The sequence below is a fragment of the Pseudomonas sp. SAR267 genome (genome assembly GCF_052077595.1).
Lineage (GTDB): Bacteria > Pseudomonadota > Gammaproteobacteria > Pseudomonadales > Pseudomonadaceae > Aquipseudomonas > Aquipseudomonas vlassakiae.
Map to the genome: position 1 here is coordinate 3,105,973 of NZ_JBQIHU010000001.1, position 16,528 is coordinate 3,122,500.

Consider the following 16,528-nt stretch of genomic DNA (forward strand, 5'->3'; position numbering starts at 1 on the left):
GGAGGGCCCTTTACGCTGCGTGTCCTGATCTTATTGATCCGGAATGTCCTTGCGCAGTTTCACCGGGTCGTGCTCCTTGCCCTGCTTGCGCGCCATGGCGGTGCGCATGCGGATGTTGATCGCCTCGACGGCCAGCGAGAAGGCCATGGCGAAGTAGACGTAACCCTTCGGCACGTGCACGTCGAAAGATTCGGCGATCAGCACGGTACCAACGACGATCAGGAAGGAAAGGGCAAGCATCTTCAGCGACGGGTGCTTGTCGATGAAGTCGCTGATGGCGCCGGCGCAGGCCATCATCACCAGGACGGCGACAACGATGGCGGCGATCATCACCGGCACGTGCGAAACCATGCCGACGGCAGTGATCACCGAGTCCAGGGAAAACACGATGTCGATGATGGCGATCTGAATGATGGTGTACAGGAACTTGCCGCCAGCGCCCTTGGGTTCGTCGGCGCTCTCTTCCTCGCCTTCCAGGCCGTGGTAGATCTCCTGCGAGCTTTTCCACAGCAGGAACAGGCCGCCGCAGAACAGGATCAGGTCGCGACCGGAAATGCCTTGGCCGAACACCTCGAACAGGTCGGCAGTCAGGCGCATCACCCAGGTGATCGACAGCAGCAGCATGATCCGGGTGACCATGGCCAGGGCCAGGCCGAAGATCCGGGTGCGCGGCTGCATGTGCTTGGGCATGCGGCTGACCAGGATCGAGATCATGATGATGTTGTCGATCCCGAGGACAATCTCAAGCGCCGTGAGGGTAAAAAAGGCAACCCAGATTTCCGGGCTGGTCAGCCATTCCATGTGTATTCCTTCAAACGATAAAGGCGATGCACCCTTTCAGGGCGCATCGCATGGGTAAAGCGTGTTAATTAAAGACTACTGAACAGCGGGAAAATGCCCATCAGCAGCGCGGCGAGCATTATGCATAGGCATACCAGCACTGCCCACTTCAGCGTGAAACGCTGGTGATCGCCGAACTCGATGCCGGCCAGGGCCACCAGCAGGTAGGTCGAAGGTACCAGCGGGCTGAGCAGGTGAACCGGCTGCCCGACGATCGAGGCACGGGCCATTTCCACCGGGCTGATGCCGTAATGGCTGGCCGCTTCCGACAGCACTGGCAGCACACCGTAGTAGAAGGCGTCATTGGACATGAAGAAGGTGAACGGCATGCTCACGATCGCGGTGATCACCGCCAAATACGGGCCCAGGGCCTCAGGGATGACTGCCAGCAGGCTCTTGGACATTGCCTCGACCATGCCGGTACCGGACAGGATGCCGGTGAAGATGCCTGCGGCGAAGATCAACCCGGTCACGGCCAGCACACTGCCAGCGTGGGCGGCGATGCGGTCTTTCTGCTGCTGCAGGCACGGGTAGTTGACGATCATGGCAATGCTGAAGGCGATCATGAACAGCACCGGCAGCGGCAGCACGCCTGCGATCAGTGCGACCATCAGGCCGGCGGTCAGGGCACCGTTGAAGTAGATCAGTTTGGGGCGGCGCGCTTCAGGGAACTGCGACACGCTGATTTCGCTGTGATCGATGTCATCGGTCGGCAGGTGCAGTTCACCCAGGCGGGCACGTTCGCGTTTGCCGTACATGTAGGCGATGGCAAGGATCGCCAGCACGCCGAAGGCCATGGCCGGGATCATCGGCACGAAGATGTCCGACGGGTCTACGTGCAGGGCGCTTGCTGCGCGGGCGGTCGGGCCGCCCCAGGGGGTCATGTTCATCACCCCGCCGGCGAGGATGATCAGGCCGGCCATGATCCGTGGGCTCATGCCCAGGCGGCTGTACAGCGGCAGCATGGCGGCGCAGCAGATCATGTAAGTGGTGGCGCCGTCACCATCGAGCGACACCACCAGGGCCAGCACTGCAGTACCGACCGAGACTTTCAGCGGGTCACCCTTGACCAGCTTGAGGATCTTGCGCACGGCCGGGTCGAACAGGCCGGAGTCGATCATCAGGGCGAAGTAGAGAATGGCGAACATCAGCATCACGCCAGTGGGCGCAAGCTTACTGATGCCCTCGAGCATCATCGGGCCGATCTTGGCGGAAAAGCCGCCGAACAGGGCGAACAGGATGGGTACCAGAATCAGCGCGATCAAGGCCGACAGGCGCTTGGTCATGATCAGGTACATGAAGGTGATGACCATGGCAAAGCCGAGGAAGGTCAGCATGGCAATACTCCAGGCGTGGCGCGGCGAAAGGGATGGCTATTCGGGCGGATCAGCGCGTTTGGCGCTGCACGGGGAGCATGGGTCGGGGGGCTACATGAAGGCGGGCGCAGGAATACATCAGAATCACCATTGTTGTTGTTGATGGGCCGGGCGCGGAAATTTCCGGGTGCCCTGGCTGACCGGTCTGATGCCGGTAGTGGCGGCTATCCTAGGGGGGGAAGCTTTCAGCCAGCTTTCGCCGGAAAAACGGCGACGGGAGGTAGGTGATGCAGGATGTAACCGAGGGTGGCTGCCATTGCGGCGCCTTGCGCTATCGGCTGCAGGGTGACCTGACGGATGTCGCCCATTGCCATTGTTCGATCTGCCGGCGGGTCAGCGGCGGGCTGGTGGTGACCTGGCTCACCCTGCCCCGTTCGGGTTTCCGCTGGATGGCAGGAAGGCCTCAGTGCTATGTGGCACCGGCCAGTTGCAAGCGGTATTTCTGTGGGGAATGTGGGGCGCATGTGGCACTGGTGACCGAGCATAGCCCGGGAACCATCGATGTGACCGTGGCGACGCTGGACCACCCGGAGCAGGTGCCGGCCAGGCGGCATATCTGGACGACAAGCCGATTGCCCTGGATGCACCTGGATGAAGGGCTGCCAGAAGAATTAGAGGAAAAACTCTAAGCCTTGTGCTGGTTTTACCGGCCCTTCGCGGCTAAAGCCGCTCCCACAGGAGTGGCGATCCCTGTGGGAGCGGCTTTAGCCGCGAAGAGGCCAGTGCAGGTCATCAAGGCAATTGCAGGCCACCAGCCGCCTTGTGCAGGGCGCGCAAATGTTCGCCAATGTGCTTCACATTGGCCTCGACCGCAGCAATTTCCTTCGCCCGCGACGGCTCCAGCAGTGCCCTCACCTCTTTGTCCAGGTCGGTACTCAGGCGCAGCAGCTTGGCCTGTCGCTCGGCACTGACCTGCTCCAGGTGCGCGCGCTCGTCCGGCTGCGGCAAGCCATAGCCTTTGGCATCCAGCAACTCGGCCGGGCGGCTGAGGAAGCCGCTGTTGGCGAGCATCTGCTTCAGGGTCTCGTCGGCTTTGTTGATGCTGCCGTCCTTCAGCGCTGCAGCGTTCAGGTAACGCTGTTTCACTTCGTCCTGAGCCAGCAGCAACTGCCGGCGCAGGCTGGCCTGTTCGAGCAACAGCAAGGCCGCGCTGGTGCGCAGGTCGGCCTTGTCGAACCACGGGCGCCTCTGCTCTGCATCCAGGGCCAGCCAGTCCTCGACTTCGGTCTGCCTGATCGGCAACTGCTTGCGCAGCACATCGAACATGGCCTGGTAGCGCTCGCGGTAGGAGTCGAAGCGGTAGCCCAGGCGCAGGGCTTCTCGCGGGTCGTCGAGCACACGGGTATCGGCCAGCCCCCTGCCCTTGAGCACGGCCAGCAACCCATTGGGCATGATGCTGTCGAGATCATTCAGGCGTGGGTTGGCGGTGCCGCTGCGCAACAGCTTCAAGGATTCCACTGCGCAGTTGTTGGACAGGAACCAATAGTTGCCGTCGTAGCTCCAGTGCATCTCGGCCGCCTGGCGCACCAGGTTCTCGATTTCGTCGCGGTTGAGCTTCAGCGGTACCGAGGCCAGGCTGCGCAGTTCGGTCTTGGTGTATTCATCGATCACCTGGCCCAGCGGCAACACGAACAGCCGTGAGGGATAGGCACCTACCAGCCCGTCCCAGCTGGACAGTTGCACATCGTTGACGAAAGCGCGGTAAGACAGCACCAGGCTCTGGTCGAGGTCCAGGCGGCAATCCGGCCCGCGGGGGCGGCCGGGTTTGCAGATCACCAGGCGCAGCATGCTGTGGCCCCAGCGGCTCACCAGGTTCTGGTTGGCTTCAGCAAGCAGGAAGTCGACCTCGTAAACCCGTTCTGGGTCGATTTCGCCCAGTGGCTGCCGGGCGAAGTCGCTGCCAGCGTTGATGAACGGCAGACCCTTGGCGCAAGTGTTCTGTGGCGGTGCCCAGCCGAAGTGGTCACGCAGGTACTGGTTGAGCGCCGGGCGACGGCAGCCGTAGCTCGGGTCGAGGAGGAAATACTCCATGTTGACCGCGATGTATTCCTTGGGACTGCTCAGCTCATAACTGTCGGGGCTGCGCATGAACTGCGCGTTGTGCTGCTCGCGTTCGCCACGACGGCCGACGTATTGCGGCCAGCCGGCCAGGTGGAGAAAGCGTGGGTCGTCGCTGAGGGTAAAACGGCGTTCGGCCTGACTACGGCACTCTGCCAGCTGACCGATCTTGCCCAGCGCGGCTTGCTGGCGCGCGCAGCGGGCGATCAGCGAGCGCTCGCTGCCAGGCCACAGGCGGGCACGGTCGTAAATATGGGTCAGCTCATGCAGGACGGTGGCCAGCAACTCTTCTCGGACCGTGCCGTGGGGGCGGTTGGTACGCTCGCTGGCGGCACTGCCGTCAGTCAGGCTGGGGAGCAGGCGGCGATTGAGTTCGAGGGTCGATACCAGCGAAGCTTGACCGTAGGCATCGGCTGGCATGTTGTCGCTCCAGCTGACCGATACCCGCCGGTCCAGCCGTTGCTTGAACAGGGGCGGCAGCTTGGCCATGGCTTCGTCGAGCAGGGCCTGGCTGGCTTGGGTCTGTTGCGGGTCGAGGCTGGTCGCCTGCAGCTCAAGCTGCAGGTCAGCCAAGGCGGGCGTGCCCAGCAGCGTCAGGGCGCAGCCGAGCAGCCAGGCACGCACGCGGTTCACAGCGCGAGGATGGCTTCGGCCAGTACTTGGTCGCTGGCGTCGCGCGCTTCAGGCACGCGCTCGCGCAGGGTGCTGAGTGCGGCCTCAAGCTGGGCACCGCGGATATCGCCATTACTGGCGACAAAGCTGGCGGCGTCGTCGTGGGCTTCGCGCACGACTTTGGCGTCGCGGATCGAAGTGGTGGTGTCAGAGGTGAAATCGATCGAGCGGCCAAAGGCGCGCACGATGATGTTGCTGGTGGCCACCAGGGTCTGTGCATGGGCCAGGTCGGCCAGCAGCAACATGCCGAGGGTAGCGGCAATCAGCGGTTTACGCATGGAGCATCTCCGAAAAAATACAGGGAGTCAGGTGTGGTTATTGGACGAGAATTGCTTCTGCCAGTTCAAGGTCGCCGACGGAGTGCCGGGTGCAGTTGTGGCGCAGCGAGTCGAGTGCCGCTTCCAGGCGTGCACCCCGGATCATGCCATCGCTGGCTACGAATGCCGCGGCATCGTCGCGAGCCTGCCTGACCAGTTTGCGGTCGAAGGGGGCAGTGGTGACCTGGCTGGTAACGTAGCCCGTAATGACCAGGCCTTGTGTGGTGGTGTCCATGGCGTGGGCACTGGCCATGGCAGTGGCACTGAACAGCAACGGCAACAGATAACGCATGAGCTTTCTTGACGGCAGGGGAAGTGAAAGACGAAGGCTACCTCAGGTGCGCGGCCGCTAGCCAACGCACCTGCTTTGCAGAGCCCTGATCAGATCGCGAGGATGGCCTGAGCCAGCTGGGCATCACTGGCTTGCAGCTGCGGCATGCTCGAACGGATGTGCAGCAAGGCACTTTCCAGCCGCGAACCACGAATGGCGCCCTGAGTACCGACGAAGCTGGCGGCGTCATCACGGGCGGCCTGCACGATCTTGTCATCGCGGAACGATGAGGTCAGGTCGGAGGTGGCGTCAGTCGAGGCGGCAACAGCACGTACCACGGCATCGGTGGTGACTACGAAACTACTGGCTTGGGCGGTGCTGGCCAGGCCGAGCAGCATGGCGGCACCAATCAGGTATTTACGGGACATGTTCGTGGACTCCTGGACAGGGTTCTGCTTCATCGGACGCTTGCACTGCTGGTCGCGTTACGTGTTCGACAACGGGTTCTAACAGACTGCTGAGCGAAGCGTATCACGCGGTGCTGTTTCTGGATGTTAATGCGAGCGAACGTGGATAACTGTTTCGCTCGATTCTTAAAACATTACAACTGTACTGGTCGCACACGAAATGGCTCTGGGCAGAGCCTTGCGGACAATAAAAAACCCGCTGCAGTCGCCTGCAACGGGTCGGGTAATTCGCGGTGCCGGCCGCAGCCGGCGGACCGGAGCTTAGCGCCAGAATGGCTTGCTCAGCTCTTCGTAACGCTGCGACTCGCTGATACCGGCGTCGGCCAGCAGGCGGGCATCCAGGCGAGCCAGTTGACGGCGGCTGGCCATGCGACGCTGCCACAGCAGCAGGGTGGAGATAGCGCGCAGTGGCAGGGAAGCCTGGGACTGCTGGGCGTTGCTTTCAAAAACCAGACCGGAACTGAGGGTACGTTCCATGATGTTTCATCCTTCCGCTTATGGCGGGATTAGGTAGTGATTTAACTGATGCCAATGATCCTCCTCTGCTGTCCATAACAGTAGATACAGTTCACCAGTAATGCGATGGGCCAGTTAACTGTTTAAGCCAACTGTTGCACTTGAAACAGGCGCAACTGTACCGGTGCGCACTGATCTGGTGCGTATTCGCTTTGCATACACGCTTAAGTGGGCGAAATGGCCCCAAGTTAACGGTACAGTTGTACAGTTTTGAATGAATGAGATGAACGAAGTGTTCGGGTGCTGAGGTTTGACTGTACTGGCCCTGACGCCGGCGTAGCGACGACAGGGCTCGAACAGTGGCGCAGGCTGTATCAGCTGGCGAGCATGCGCCCGGTTTCTTCCAGGTTCTCGTGCCAGCTCAGCGCTTCTCGCAGGATGTGTGGGGTGTGGCCGCCACGCTGGCAAGCGCGTTCGAAATAGTCGTTCAGCGCTGCGCGGTAGTCCGGGTGCACACAGTTGTCGATGATCGCTCTCGCCCGCTCCCGTGGAGCGAGGCCGCGCAGGTCAGCCAAACCTTGCTCGGTGACGAGGATGTCGACGTCGTGTTCGGTATGGTCGACGTGGCTGACCATTGGCACCACGCTGGAAATGGCACCGCCTTTGGCGATCGACTTGGTGACGAACACCGCCAGGTGGGCGTTGCGGGCGAAGTCGCCCGAGCCGCCGATGCCGTTCATCATCCGGGTGCCGCAGACGTGGGTCGAATTGACGTTACCGTAGATATCGAACTCCAGCGCCGTGTTGATGCCGATGATGCCCAGGCGGCGAACCACTTCGGGGTGGTTGGAGATTTCCTGCGGGCGCAGGACCAGTTTGTCCTTGTAACGCTCCAGGTTGCCGAACACGTCGGCATTGCGACGGGTCGACAGGGTGATCGAGCTGCCCGAGGCAAAGCTCAGCTTGCCAGCGTCGATCAGGTCGAATGTCGAGTCCTGCAGTACTTCGGAGTACATGGTCAGGTCTTCGAATGGCGACTCGATCAGGCCACACATCACCGCGTTGGCAATGCTGCCGATACCGGCCTGCAGCGGGCCGAGCTTGTTGGTCATGCGGCCAGCGTCCACTTCCTGCTTCAGGAAATTGATCAGGTGGTTGGCGATGCCCTGGGTTTCGTCGTCCGGTGGCAGCACGGTGGATGGCGAATCTGGCTGGTCGCTGATGACGATGCCGACGATCTTTGCCGGGTCGATCGGGATCGCGGTGCTGCCAATGCGGTCATCGACCTTGACCAGCGGGATGGGCGTACGGGTCGGGCGATAGGTCGGGATATAGATGTCGTGCAAGCCTTCGAGGTTGGCGTTATGCGACAGGTTGATCTCGACGATCACTTGTTTGGCGAAGATCGCGAAGCTGGCCGAGTTACCCACTGAGGTGGTCGGCACGATGTGGCCTTGCTCGGTGATGGCCACGGCTTCGATGACCGCGATGTCTGGCAGCTTGAGTTGCTGGTTGCGCAGTTGCTCGACGGTTTCCGACAGGTGCTGGTCGATGAACATCACCTTGCCGTCGTTGATGGCCTTGCGCAGGGTACTGTCGACCTGGAATGGCATGCGACGCGCCAGCACGCCGGCTTCGGTCAGCTGCTTGTCGAGGTCGTTGCCCAGGCTGGCACCGGTCATCAGGCTGATTTTCAGTGGCGACTGCTTGGCGCGTTCGGCCAAGGCATGCGGCACAGCCTTGGCTTCGCCAGCGCGGGTGAAACCGCTCATGCCGACGGTCATGCCGTCCTCGATCAGGCCAGCGGCATCGGCCGCACTCATTACCTTGCTGTGCAGGGAGGACAAGCGGATACGATCACGGTACATGGATTGTTATCTCGGGCTACTGAATCTACTGAGGCGCAGTCTAGAGATTTCGCCCTCTGGCGTCCCACGACCATGGTCGTATGAGAGGCCTCGTAATAGAGCCGTTGATCCGGATCAATAAAGCAAAAGCCCCGGCAGATTCTGACCGGGGCTTCCTTTATAGCAGCTGGTTTGCAGCGGCCGTTGTCACTCCACCGCTTTCACCATGTCTTCGATGACTTTCTTCGCGTCACCGAACACCATCATGGTCTTGTCCAAGTAGAACAGTTCGTTGTCCAGGCCGGCATAGCCGCTGGCCATCGAGCGCTTGTTGACGATGATGGTCTTGGCCTTGAAGGCCTCAAGGATCGGCATGCCGGCGATTGGCGACTTCGGATCGTTCTTCGCCGCGGGGTTGACCACGTCATTGGCGCCCAGCACCAGCACCACGTCGGCCTGGCCGAACTCGGCGTTGATGTCTTCCATCTCGAAGACCTGGTCGTAGGGCACTTCGGCTTCGGCCAGCAGTACGTTCATGTGCCCAGGCATGCGCCCTGCCACCGGGTGGATCGCGTACTTCACGGTCACCCCGTTGTGGCTCAGCTTCTCGGTCAGTTCCTTCAATGCGTGCTGGGCACGGGCCACCGCCAGGCCGTAGCCCGGGACGATGATCACGCTGTCAGCGTTGCTCAGCAGGAAGGTGGCGTCGTCGGCAGAGCCGGACTTCACCGGGCGCTGTTCCTTCGAGCCTTGCGCCGCGCCGGCATCGGTATCGCCACCAAAGCCGCCGAGGATGACGTTGAAGAACGAACGGTTCATCGCCTTGCACATGATGTACGAGAGGATGGCACCGGACGAACCGACCAGGGAGCCGGCGATGATCAGCATCGAGTTGTTCAGCGAGAAGCCGATACCGGCCGCGGCCCAACCCGAATAGCTGTTGAGCATCGACACCACCACCGGCATGTCGGCGCCCCCGATCGGAATAATGATCAGCACGCCCATGATGAAGGCCAGGACCAGCATCAGGGTGAAGGCGCTGTAGTGGCCGGTGAAGGTGAACAGCAGGCCCAGGGCGATGGTGGTTAGGCCAAGGATCAGGTTCAGCTTGTGCTGGCCAGCGAACTGTACCGGTGCGCCTTGGAACAGGCGGAACTTGTACTTGCCCGACAGCTTACCGAAGGCGATCACCGAACCGGAGAAGGTGATGGCGCCGATGGCTGCACCCAGGAACAGCTCCAGGCGGTTGCCGGTGGGGATCGGGTCGCTGATGGCGGCGACGATGCCCATCGACTGCGGTTCGAGCACGGCGGCGATGGCGATGAACACTGCGGCCAGGCCGATCATGCTGTGCATGAAAGCGACCAGTTCCGGCATCTTGGTCATCTCGACGCGCTTGGCCATGATCGAACCGGCAGTACCGCCAACCAGCAGGCCGACGATCACGTAGCCGATGCCGGCGGTTGCAAGCTCAGCCCCGAGCTTATAGATGAGGCCAACCGTGGTGAGGATGGCGATCCCCATGCCGATCATGCCGAACAGGTTGCCGCGCCGCGAAGTGGTCGGGTGCGACAGGCCCTTGAGCGCCTGGATGAAGCACACCGAGGCGACGAGGTAGAGGAGCGTTACCAGATTCATGCTCATGCTTACTTCTGCGCCTCGTTCTTGGTTTTCTTCTTGAACATCTCAAGCATGCGACGGGTGACCAGGAAGCCACCGAACACGTTGACCGCAGCCAGGGCCACCGCCAGGGTGCCCATCAGCTTGCCGGCCGGGGTCACGGTCAGCGCCGCCGCTAGCATGGCGCCGACGATGACGATCGCCGAAATGGCGTTGGTAACCGCCATCAGCGGTGTGTGCAGCGCCGGGGTGACATTCCACACCACGTGGTAGCCCACATAAATGGCCAGCACGAAGATGATCAGGTTGTAGATGCCATGGGAAATCAGCATGTCTTCCATTGTCGTGCTCCTTAGCCGTTCTTGCGGACGACCTGGCCGTCGCGGCACATCAGGCAGGCCGCGACGATGTCGTCTTCGAGGTTGATGACCAGCGCGCCGTCTTTGTCGAACAGCAGCTTCATGAAGTCCAGCAGGTTGCGGGCATACAGCGCCGAGGCATCTGCGCCTACCTGGGCTGGCAGGTTGGTCGGGCCGACGATGGTCACACCGTTTGCCTGCACCACCTGGTCCGCAACGGTCAGCGGGCAGTTGCCGCCTTGGGCAGCGGCCAGGTCGATGACCACCGAGCCGGGTTTCATCTGTGCCACGGTTTCGGCGCTGAGCAGGGTCGGTGCCTTGCGGCCGGGGATCAAAGCGGTGGTGATGACGATGTCTGCCTGCTTGGCACGTTCGTGTACTGCCTGGGCCTGACGTTGCATCCAGCTGGCTGGCATCGGCCGGGCATAACCGCCGACGCCTTCGGCGCATTCACGCTCTTCGTCGGTCTCGTAGGGCACGTCGATGAACTTGGCGCCGAGCGACTCGATCTGCTCCTTCACCGCGGGGCGTACATCGGACGCCTCGATCACCGCGCCCAGGCGCTTGGCCGTGGCGATGGCCTGCAGGCCAGCAACACCTGCCCCCAGAATCAGTACGCGCGCGGCTTTGACGGTGCCGGCGGCAGTCATCAGCATGGGCATGAAGCGAGGATAGTGGTGGGCTGCCAGCAACACGGCCTTGTAACCGGCGATGTTGGCCTGCGAAGACAGCACATCAAGGCTCTGTGCCCGTGATGTACGTGGCGCGGCTTCCAGCGCGAAAGCGGTGATACCGCGTTCAGCCATCTTGCCGATCAGCTCACTGTTGAAGGGGTTGAGCATGCCTACCAGGAGGCTGCCACTGTTGATCAGGGCCAGTTCCTGGTCGTTGGGGGCGACCACTTTGAGTATCAATTGGGCGCCGTAGGCATCGGCTGCGCTTCCCAGGGAAGCCCCCGCGGCCTCATAGGCACTGTCCGGAATGCTGGCGTTGAGCCCTGCCCCCCGTTGGACGGTGACCTGATGGCCCTGGCCAATCAGTTTCTTGAGGGTTTCCGGGGTCGCAGCGACCCTTGTCTCACCGGTCTGCGTCTCGAGAGGAACACCAATGTGCACGACTATTTCTCCTGCGGTGACCTTTTTGTCTTTGTAAGAGCCAGCACACTACGGATGGTGCGCTGGGGCGGCTGTTGAGCGCCGAGCCCGCCGAATCCAAGGCGGGCGAAGCATTTTGCAGACGAACCCAGGGGCCTTCAACCGGTTCTGGAGCGAAACGAAGTTAAAACTACAAGTCACCCTGTGACCGTATGTCGCAAGCAATAGGCTGCAGCCCGTCAAACACGGGCTATTGGCAGATTAGGGGAAAATTTGAAATTTTTTGCGATGATTTCGCAGATGGGCTTGTGAATGTCGTAAAACCCTCTGAAAGCCGCGTGTTTAGGGGCTTCGACCGGGTTTTTCGATTCACCTGAACAGTTTTCTTCTATGCGACAAAAACGTACATCTGTAGGTGTTTAAAATAATTGACTACAGAGGTAGGTCAGGCGTTTTCGTCATTGTGCGAGGCGGTATAGAGTTGCGCCTGGCCCACCAGCCAGTCTCGGAAGGCCCGGAGCGACGCGGATTCCACCTTGCGGTCGGGAATCATCAGATAGTAGGCCTTGTCGCTGGACAGTGCGTACCTGTTCGCGACCACCAGCCTGCCCTCCTCCAGCTCGCGCTGGATCAGGAACGGCGGGATCAGTGCGATGCCCATCTCGTGCATGGCAGCCTGGGCGAGCATGGAGAATAGTTCATAGCGCGGGCCTGTCATGTCACCCGCGATATTCAGGCCCAGGCCATTGAACCACTGGCGCCAGGCATAAGGTCGGGTGGTCTGCTGCAGCAGTGGCAGGCTGGCGATGCGCTGGGCGTCCAGCGTGCCTTGCCCGCACAGCAATGACGGGCTGCACACCGGCACGGGGTTCTCGCCCATCAGGCGATGAGACTGAGTGCCGGACCAGTCGGCATCGCCGAAGTAGATGGCAGCATCGAACGGGGTGTCGGCGAACAGGAACGGGCGGGTGCGGTTGGTCAGGTTGACGGTGACCTCGGGGTGGCGTTGCTGGAAATCCTTTAGGCGTGGCAACAACCATTGGGTGCCGAAGGTAGGCACCACGGCCAGTTCGATCACGTTGGCGCCCTGCTGGCGCATCACCGACAAGGTGTCGCGCTCCACCGCATCCAGCTGTGCGGCGACCTGCCGGCTATAGGACAGCCCTGCCTCGGTCAGCTTCACGCCGCGACGTGAGCGCCTGAACAGCTCGACGTTGAGAAACGCCTCCAGTCCACCGATCTGGCGACAGACGGCGCCTTGGGTCAGGGCCAGTTCCTGGGCCGCCTTGGTAAAGCTTTCGTGGCGTGCGGCCGCTTCGAAGCAGACCAGTGCGGTGGTGCTGGGGATCTTGCGACGCATGTACGTCAACCTCACTCATGGAGCCATGAACATGGCGATATGCAGTATCACGGAGTGACAAAATATCACTTATGCGTGCGCAATCCTCGTTTGTCGTGTTCCCGGATCAGGCCTAGGATCAATGGCACAAGACACCGCTCCCCTATTTCGAGGATTTCGCTCATGGCCGGTAAAGCAAGCTTCAACTGGATCGACCCGCTGCTGCTGGATCAGCAGCTCACTGAAGAAGAGCGCATGGTGCGTGACAGCGCTTATCAGTTCGCCCAGGACAAGCTGGCTCCGCGTGTGCTGGAGGCGTTCCGTCATGAGCAGACCGACCCGGCGATCTTTCGCGAGATGGGTGAAGTCGGCTTGCTCGGTGCGACCATCCCCGAGCAGTACGGTGGCAGCGGCCTGAACTATGTGTGTTATGGCCTGATTGCCCGCGAAGTGGAACGCATCGACTCCGGTTACCGTTCCATGATGAGCGTGCAGTCTTCGCTGGTGATGGTGCCGATCAATGCGTTCGGCACCGAAGCGCAGAAGCAGAAATACCTGCCCAAGCTGGCCACAGGCGAATGGATTGGCTGCTTTGGTCTGACCGAGCCTAACCATGGCTCCGACCCAGGCTCGATGATTACCCGTGCCAGGAAGGTCGATGGCGGCTATCGCCTGAGCGGCAGCAAGATGTGGATCACCAACAGCCCGATCGCCGATGTGTTCGTGGTCTGGGCCAAGGATGATGCCGGCGATATCCGTGGCTTTGTCCTGGAAAAAGGCTGGCAAGGCCTCAGTGCTCCGGCGATCCACGGTAAGGTTGGCCTGCGTGCTTCGATCACCGGTGAGATCGTCATGGACAACGTGTTCGTGCCCGAGGAGAACATCTTCCCGGATGTGCGCGGCCTCAAGGGGCCGTTCACCTGCCTGAACTCGGCGCGTTATGGCATTTCCTGGGGGGCGCTGGGTGCAGCCGAAGCCTGCTGGCACACCGCTCGCCAGTACACCCTTGATCGTCAGCAGTTTGGACGCCCGCTGGCGGCCAACCAGCTTATCCAGAAAAAGCTGGCCGATATGCAGACCGAGATCACCCTGGCCTTGCAAGGCTGCCTGCGCCTGGGGCGGATGAAGGACGAAGGTACTGCGGCGGTGGAAATCACCTCGATCATGAAGCGCAACTCCTGCGGCAAGGCCCTGGACATCGCCCGCATGGCCCGCGACATGCTGGGTGGCAACGGCATCTCCGACGAGTTCGGCGTCGCGCGCCATCTGGTCAATCTTGAGGTGGTCAACACCTATGAGGGTACCCATGACGTGCATGCGCTTATCCTCGGGCGTGCCCAGACCGGCATCCAGGCTTTCTACTGATAAGGAGCCAGTCCATGGGCGCGCTATCTCATCTGCGGGTGCTGGACCTCTCCCGTGTGCTGGCGGGGCCTTGGTCTGGCCAGATTCTGGCGGACCTCGGTGCAGACGTGATCAAGGTCGAACGCCCTGGCAGCGGCGATGACACTCGCTCCTGGGGGCCGCCCTTCCTTAAGGATGCTGAAGGCGAGAACACCAGCGAGGCAGCCTATTACCTGGCGGCAAACCGCAACAAGCGCTCGGTCACCATCGACTTCACCCAGCCGGAAGGCCAACGCCTGGTGCGCGAGCTGGCGGCCAAGTCAGATATCGTCATCGAGAACTTCAAGGTCGGTGGGCTGGCAGCTTATGGGCTGGACTACCTTAGCCTGAAGGCGATGAACCCCAAGCTCATCTATTGCTCGATCACTGGCTTCGGCCAGACGGGGCCATATGCCAAGCGTGCCGGGTATGACTTCATGATCCAGGGTTTGGGAGGGCTGATGAGTCTTACCGGGCGCCCGGATGGAGAAGAGGGTGCTGGGCCAGTAAAGGTAGGTGTTGCGCTGACCGACATTCTCACCGGGCTCTACTCGACCGTGGCGATTCTGGCCGCCCTCGCCTACCGCGATCAGCATGGCGTTGGGCAGCATATCGATATGGCGCTGCTGGATGTACAGGTGGCGTGCCTGGCCAACCAGGCGATGAACTACCTGACCACAGGTAATTCGCCGCGGCGGTTGGGTAATGCGCACCCCAACATCGTTCCTTACCAGGACTTCCCGACAGCGGATGGCGATTTCATCCTCACGGTGGGGAACGATGGCCAGTTTCGCAAGTTTGCCGAAGTGGCTGGGCAGCCGCAGTGGGCGGATGACCCGCGCTTCACCACCAATAAGCAGCGGGTGGCGAACCGGGCCGAGCTGATTCCGCTGATTCGCCAGGCAACGGTATTCAAGACCACTGCCGAATGGGTAAGCCAGCTGGAGGCTGCCGGGGTGCCGTGCGGGCCAATCAACGATCTCGCGCAGATGTTCCAGGACCCACAGGTACTGGCGCGCGGACTGGCAGTATCCATGCCCCATGTATTGGCGGGAAGCGTACCGCAAGTAGCCAGCCCGATTCGGCTGTCCGAGACGCCTGTAGAGTATCGCCAGGCGCCGCCGCTGTTGGGTGAGCATACCGAGGCGGTGCTGGGCGATGTGCTGGGGTTGGATGCCGATGCTGTAGGGCGGTTGCGCAGTGCTGGCGTACTTTGAGGCTATATATAGAGCAGTTGAAATGCGGGGAGGCCGTCAGGCCTCCCCGCATTGCTTTTCAGCGATCCTGAAGTTTCCTGAAATTAAAGGTTGACGGGGTTTTGAATCCCCTTATAATGCGCCCCACTTCCAGCGACATCGGAACGACAAACTCCTTGAAATTCAACGAGTTAGGTAGTTCAGGCGGGGTTGGAGGCGCTTCGGTCGAATGATCGATGGCGGTTGAGATGAAGGTTGACAGCGTTTTTAAACGCTGTATTATTCGCCTCCCGCTACGAGAGATCGCAGCGAGCCAAGTGTTTGAAGCTAAACGAGTTTCTCGCAAAAAACTTCAAAATAAACGCTTGACAGACTTTGAGGAAAGCGTAGAATGCGCGCCTCGGTTGAGACGAAACGCTCTTGACCAAACGCTCTTTAACAAATCGAATCAAGCAATTCGTGTGGGTGCTTGTGAGTACGGACTGATAGTCACAAAGATTATCAGCATCACAAGTGGCCATGCGAGAAATCACATAGTCATTTGAGATTGCTGAGCCAAGTTTAGGGTTTCTTAAAAACCCAAGCAGTATTGAACTGAAGAGTTTGATCATGGCTCAGATTGAACGCTGGCGGCAGGCCTAACACATGCAAGTCGAGCGGATGACGGGAGCTTGCTCCTTGATTCAGCGGCGGACGGGTGAGTAATGCCTAGGAATCTGCCTGGTAGTGGGGGACAACGTTTCGAAAGGAACGCTAATACCGCATACGTCCTACGGGAGAAAGCAGGGGACCTTCGGGCCTTGCGCTATCAGATGAGCCTAGGTCGGATTAGCTAGTTGGTGGGGTAATGGCTCACCAAGGCGACGATCCGTAACTGGTCTGAGAGGATGATCAGTCACACTGGAACTGAGACACGGTCCAGACTCCTACGGGAGGCAGCAGTGGGGAATATTGGACAATGGGCGAAAGCCTGATCCAGCCATGCCGCGTGTGTGAAGAAGGTCTTCGGATTGTAAAGCACTTTAAGTTGGGAGGAAGGGCAGTAAGTTAATACCTTGCTGTTTTGACGTTACCGACAGAATAAGCACCGGCTAACTCTGTGCCAGCAGCCGCGGTAATACAGAGGGTGCAAGCGTTAATCGGAATTACTGGGCGTAAAGCGCGCGTAGGTGGTTTGTTAAGTTGGATGTGAAAGCCCCGGGCTCAACCTGGGAACTGCATCCAAAACTGGCA

Annotated in this window: 15 protein-coding genes and 1 rRNA gene (1 of these 16 cut by a window edge); 4 read left to right on the forward strand and 12 right to left on the reverse strand. The window is 60.6% G+C overall.

Annotated elements, in window-relative coordinates; genetic code table 11:
- Positions 1-30: 30 nt before the first annotated feature.
- On the reverse strand, positions 31-801 hold the full coding sequence (locus ACTORR_RS14960) for a TerC family protein (protein ID WP_313365368.1): 771 nt from the start codon (positions 799-801) through the stop codon (positions 31-33).
- Between the two features lie 68 nt (positions 802-869).
- The gene (locus ACTORR_RS14965) at positions 870-2,177 is read right to left on the reverse strand and encodes a CitMHS family transporter (protein WP_099815282.1); all 1,308 of its coding nucleotides are present in this window, start codon (positions 2,175-2,177) and stop codon (positions 870-872) included.
- A 266-nt stretch (positions 2,178-2,443) separates the two neighbouring features.
- Between ACTORR_RS14965 and ACTORR_RS14970 the strand changes: the two genes are divergently transcribed.
- Positions 2,444-2,845, forward strand: coding sequence for a GFA family protein (locus tag ACTORR_RS14970; protein ID WP_054884341.1), 402 nt, complete (start codon positions 2,444-2,446; stop codon positions 2,843-2,845).
- A gap of 103 nt (positions 2,846-2,948) precedes the next feature.
- Here the strand turns inward: ACTORR_RS14970 and ACTORR_RS14975 are convergent, their stop codons facing one another.
- The 10 genes from ACTORR_RS14975 to ACTORR_RS15020 all read right to left on the reverse strand — a co-directional run bounded on the left by ACTORR_RS14975 (position 2,949) and on the right by ACTORR_RS15020 (position 12,737).
- Positions 2,949-4,907: a DUF7844 domain-containing protein gene (locus ACTORR_RS14975; protein WP_313365369.1), complete on the reverse strand. Its 1,959-nt coding sequence runs from the start codon at positions 4,905-4,907 to the stop codon at positions 2,949-2,951.
- Entirely contained in the window at positions 4,904-5,224 is a 321-nt protein-coding gene (locus tag ACTORR_RS14980) for a DUF2388 domain-containing protein (RefSeq protein ID WP_054884339.1), read from the reverse strand. The genes ACTORR_RS14975 and ACTORR_RS14980 overlap by 4 nt, the downstream gene beginning before the upstream one ends.
- Positions 5,225-5,261: 37 nt before the next feature.
- Positions 5,262-5,555 carry a DUF2388 domain-containing protein gene (locus tag ACTORR_RS14985; protein WP_054884338.1) on the reverse strand — a complete coding sequence of 98 codons (294 nt, stop codon included), beginning with the start codon at positions 5,553-5,555 and terminating at the stop codon, positions 5,262-5,264.
- 89 nt (positions 5,556-5,644) lie between these two features.
- Entirely contained in the window at positions 5,645-5,962 is a 318-nt protein-coding gene (locus ACTORR_RS14990) for a DUF2388 domain-containing protein (protein WP_054884337.1), read from the reverse strand.
- Positions 5,963-6,262: 300 nt separating this feature from the next.
- Entirely contained in the window at positions 6,263-6,478 is a 216-nt protein-coding gene (locus ACTORR_RS14995) for a DUF1127 domain-containing protein (RefSeq protein ID WP_054884336.1), read from the reverse strand.
- A 353-nt stretch (positions 6,479-6,831) separates the two neighbouring features.
- Positions 6,832-8,325, reverse strand: a complete 1,494-nt coding sequence (locus ACTORR_RS15000) for an acetyl-CoA hydrolase/transferase family protein (RefSeq protein WP_099815285.1) — start codon at positions 8,323-8,325, stop codon at positions 6,832-6,834.
- A gap of 186 nt (positions 8,326-8,511) precedes the next feature.
- Positions 8,512-9,948, reverse strand: a complete 1,437-nt coding sequence (locus tag ACTORR_RS15005; protein WP_103448296.1) for an NAD(P)(+) transhydrogenase (Re/Si-specific) subunit beta — start codon at positions 9,946-9,948, stop codon at positions 8,512-8,514.
- Between the two features lie 2 nt (positions 9,949-9,950).
- The gene (locus ACTORR_RS15010) at positions 9,951-10,265 is read right to left on the reverse strand and encodes an NAD(P) transhydrogenase subunit alpha (RefSeq protein ID WP_003256966.1); all 315 of its coding nucleotides are present in this window, start codon (positions 10,263-10,265) and stop codon (positions 9,951-9,953) included.
- Positions 10,266-10,276: 11 nt separating this feature from the next.
- Positions 10,277-11,398: a Re/Si-specific NAD(P)(+) transhydrogenase subunit alpha gene (locus tag ACTORR_RS15015; protein ID WP_099815286.1), complete on the reverse strand. Its 1,122-nt coding sequence runs from the start codon at positions 11,396-11,398 to the stop codon at positions 10,277-10,279.
- Positions 11,399-11,822: 424 nt separating this feature from the next.
- On the reverse strand, positions 11,823-12,737 hold the full coding sequence (locus tag ACTORR_RS15020; RefSeq protein WP_313365774.1) for a LysR family transcriptional regulator: 915 nt from the start codon (positions 12,735-12,737) through the stop codon (positions 11,823-11,825).
- Positions 12,738-12,899: 162 nt separating this feature from the next.
- On the opposite strand from ACTORR_RS15020, the gene ACTORR_RS15025 reads away from it, so the two are divergent.
- From ACTORR_RS15025 to ACTORR_RS15035, 3 genes are all read left to right on the forward strand, one after another.
- Complete coding sequence (locus tag ACTORR_RS15025) at positions 12,900-14,081, forward strand: acyl-CoA dehydrogenase (RefSeq protein WP_099815288.1); 1,182 nt, start codon at positions 12,900-12,902, stop codon at positions 14,079-14,081.
- A gap of 14 nt (positions 14,082-14,095) precedes the next feature.
- On the forward strand, positions 14,096-15,316 hold the full coding sequence (locus ACTORR_RS15030; protein WP_099815289.1) for a CaiB/BaiF CoA transferase family protein: 1,221 nt from the start codon (positions 14,096-14,098) through the stop codon (positions 15,314-15,316).
- A gap of 570 nt (positions 15,317-15,886) precedes the next feature.
- Positions 15,887-16,528, forward strand: a 16S ribosomal RNA gene (locus tag ACTORR_RS15035); it runs 895 nt beyond the window's last position.

Bases quoted from the DNA above. Each gene is read 5' to 3' on its own strand.
- ACTORR_RS15000 (WP_099815285.1), bottom strand. From the start codon at position 8,325: ATGTACCGTGATCGTATCCGCTTGTCCTCCCTGCACAGCAAGGTAATG.
- ACTORR_RS15005 (WP_103448296.1), bottom strand. From the start codon at position 9,948: ATGAGCATGAATCTGGTAACGCTCCTCTACCTCGTCGCCTCGGTGTGC.
- ACTORR_RS14960 (WP_313365368.1), bottom strand. From the start codon at position 801: ATGGAATGGCTGACCAGCCCGGAAATCTGGGTTGCCTTTTTTACCCTC.
- ACTORR_RS15030 (WP_099815289.1), top strand. From the start codon at position 14,096: ATGGGCGCGCTATCTCATCTGCGGGTGCTGGACCTCTCCCGTGTGCTG.
- ACTORR_RS15020 (WP_313365774.1), bottom strand. From the start codon at position 12,737: ATGCGTCGCAAGATCCCCAGCACCACCGCACTGGTCTGCTTCGAAGCG.
- ACTORR_RS14990 (WP_054884337.1), bottom strand. From the start codon at position 5,962: ATGTCCCGTAAATACCTGATTGGTGCCGCCATGCTGCTCGGCCTGGCC.
- ACTORR_RS15025 (WP_099815288.1), top strand. From the start codon at position 12,900: ATGGCCGGTAAAGCAAGCTTCAACTGGATCGACCCGCTGCTGCTGGAT.
- ACTORR_RS15010 (WP_003256966.1), bottom strand. From the start codon at position 10,265: ATGGAAGACATGCTGATTTCCCATGGCATCTACAACCTGATCATCTTC.
- ACTORR_RS14965 (WP_099815282.1), bottom strand. From the start codon at position 2,177: ATGCTGACCTTCCTCGGCTTTGCCATGGTCATCACCTTCATGTACCTG.
- ACTORR_RS14985 (WP_054884338.1), bottom strand. From the start codon at position 5,555: ATGCGTTATCTGTTGCCGTTGCTGTTCAGTGCCACTGCCATGGCCAGT.
- ACTORR_RS14970 (WP_054884341.1), top strand. From the start codon at position 2,444: ATGCAGGATGTAACCGAGGGTGGCTGCCATTGCGGCGCCTTGCGCTAT.
- ACTORR_RS14980 (WP_054884339.1), bottom strand. From the start codon at position 5,224: ATGCGTAAACCGCTGATTGCCGCTACCCTCGGCATGTTGCTGCTGGCC.
- ACTORR_RS14995 (WP_054884336.1), bottom strand. From the start codon at position 6,478: ATGGAACGTACCCTCAGTTCCGGTCTGGTTTTTGAAAGCAACGCCCAG.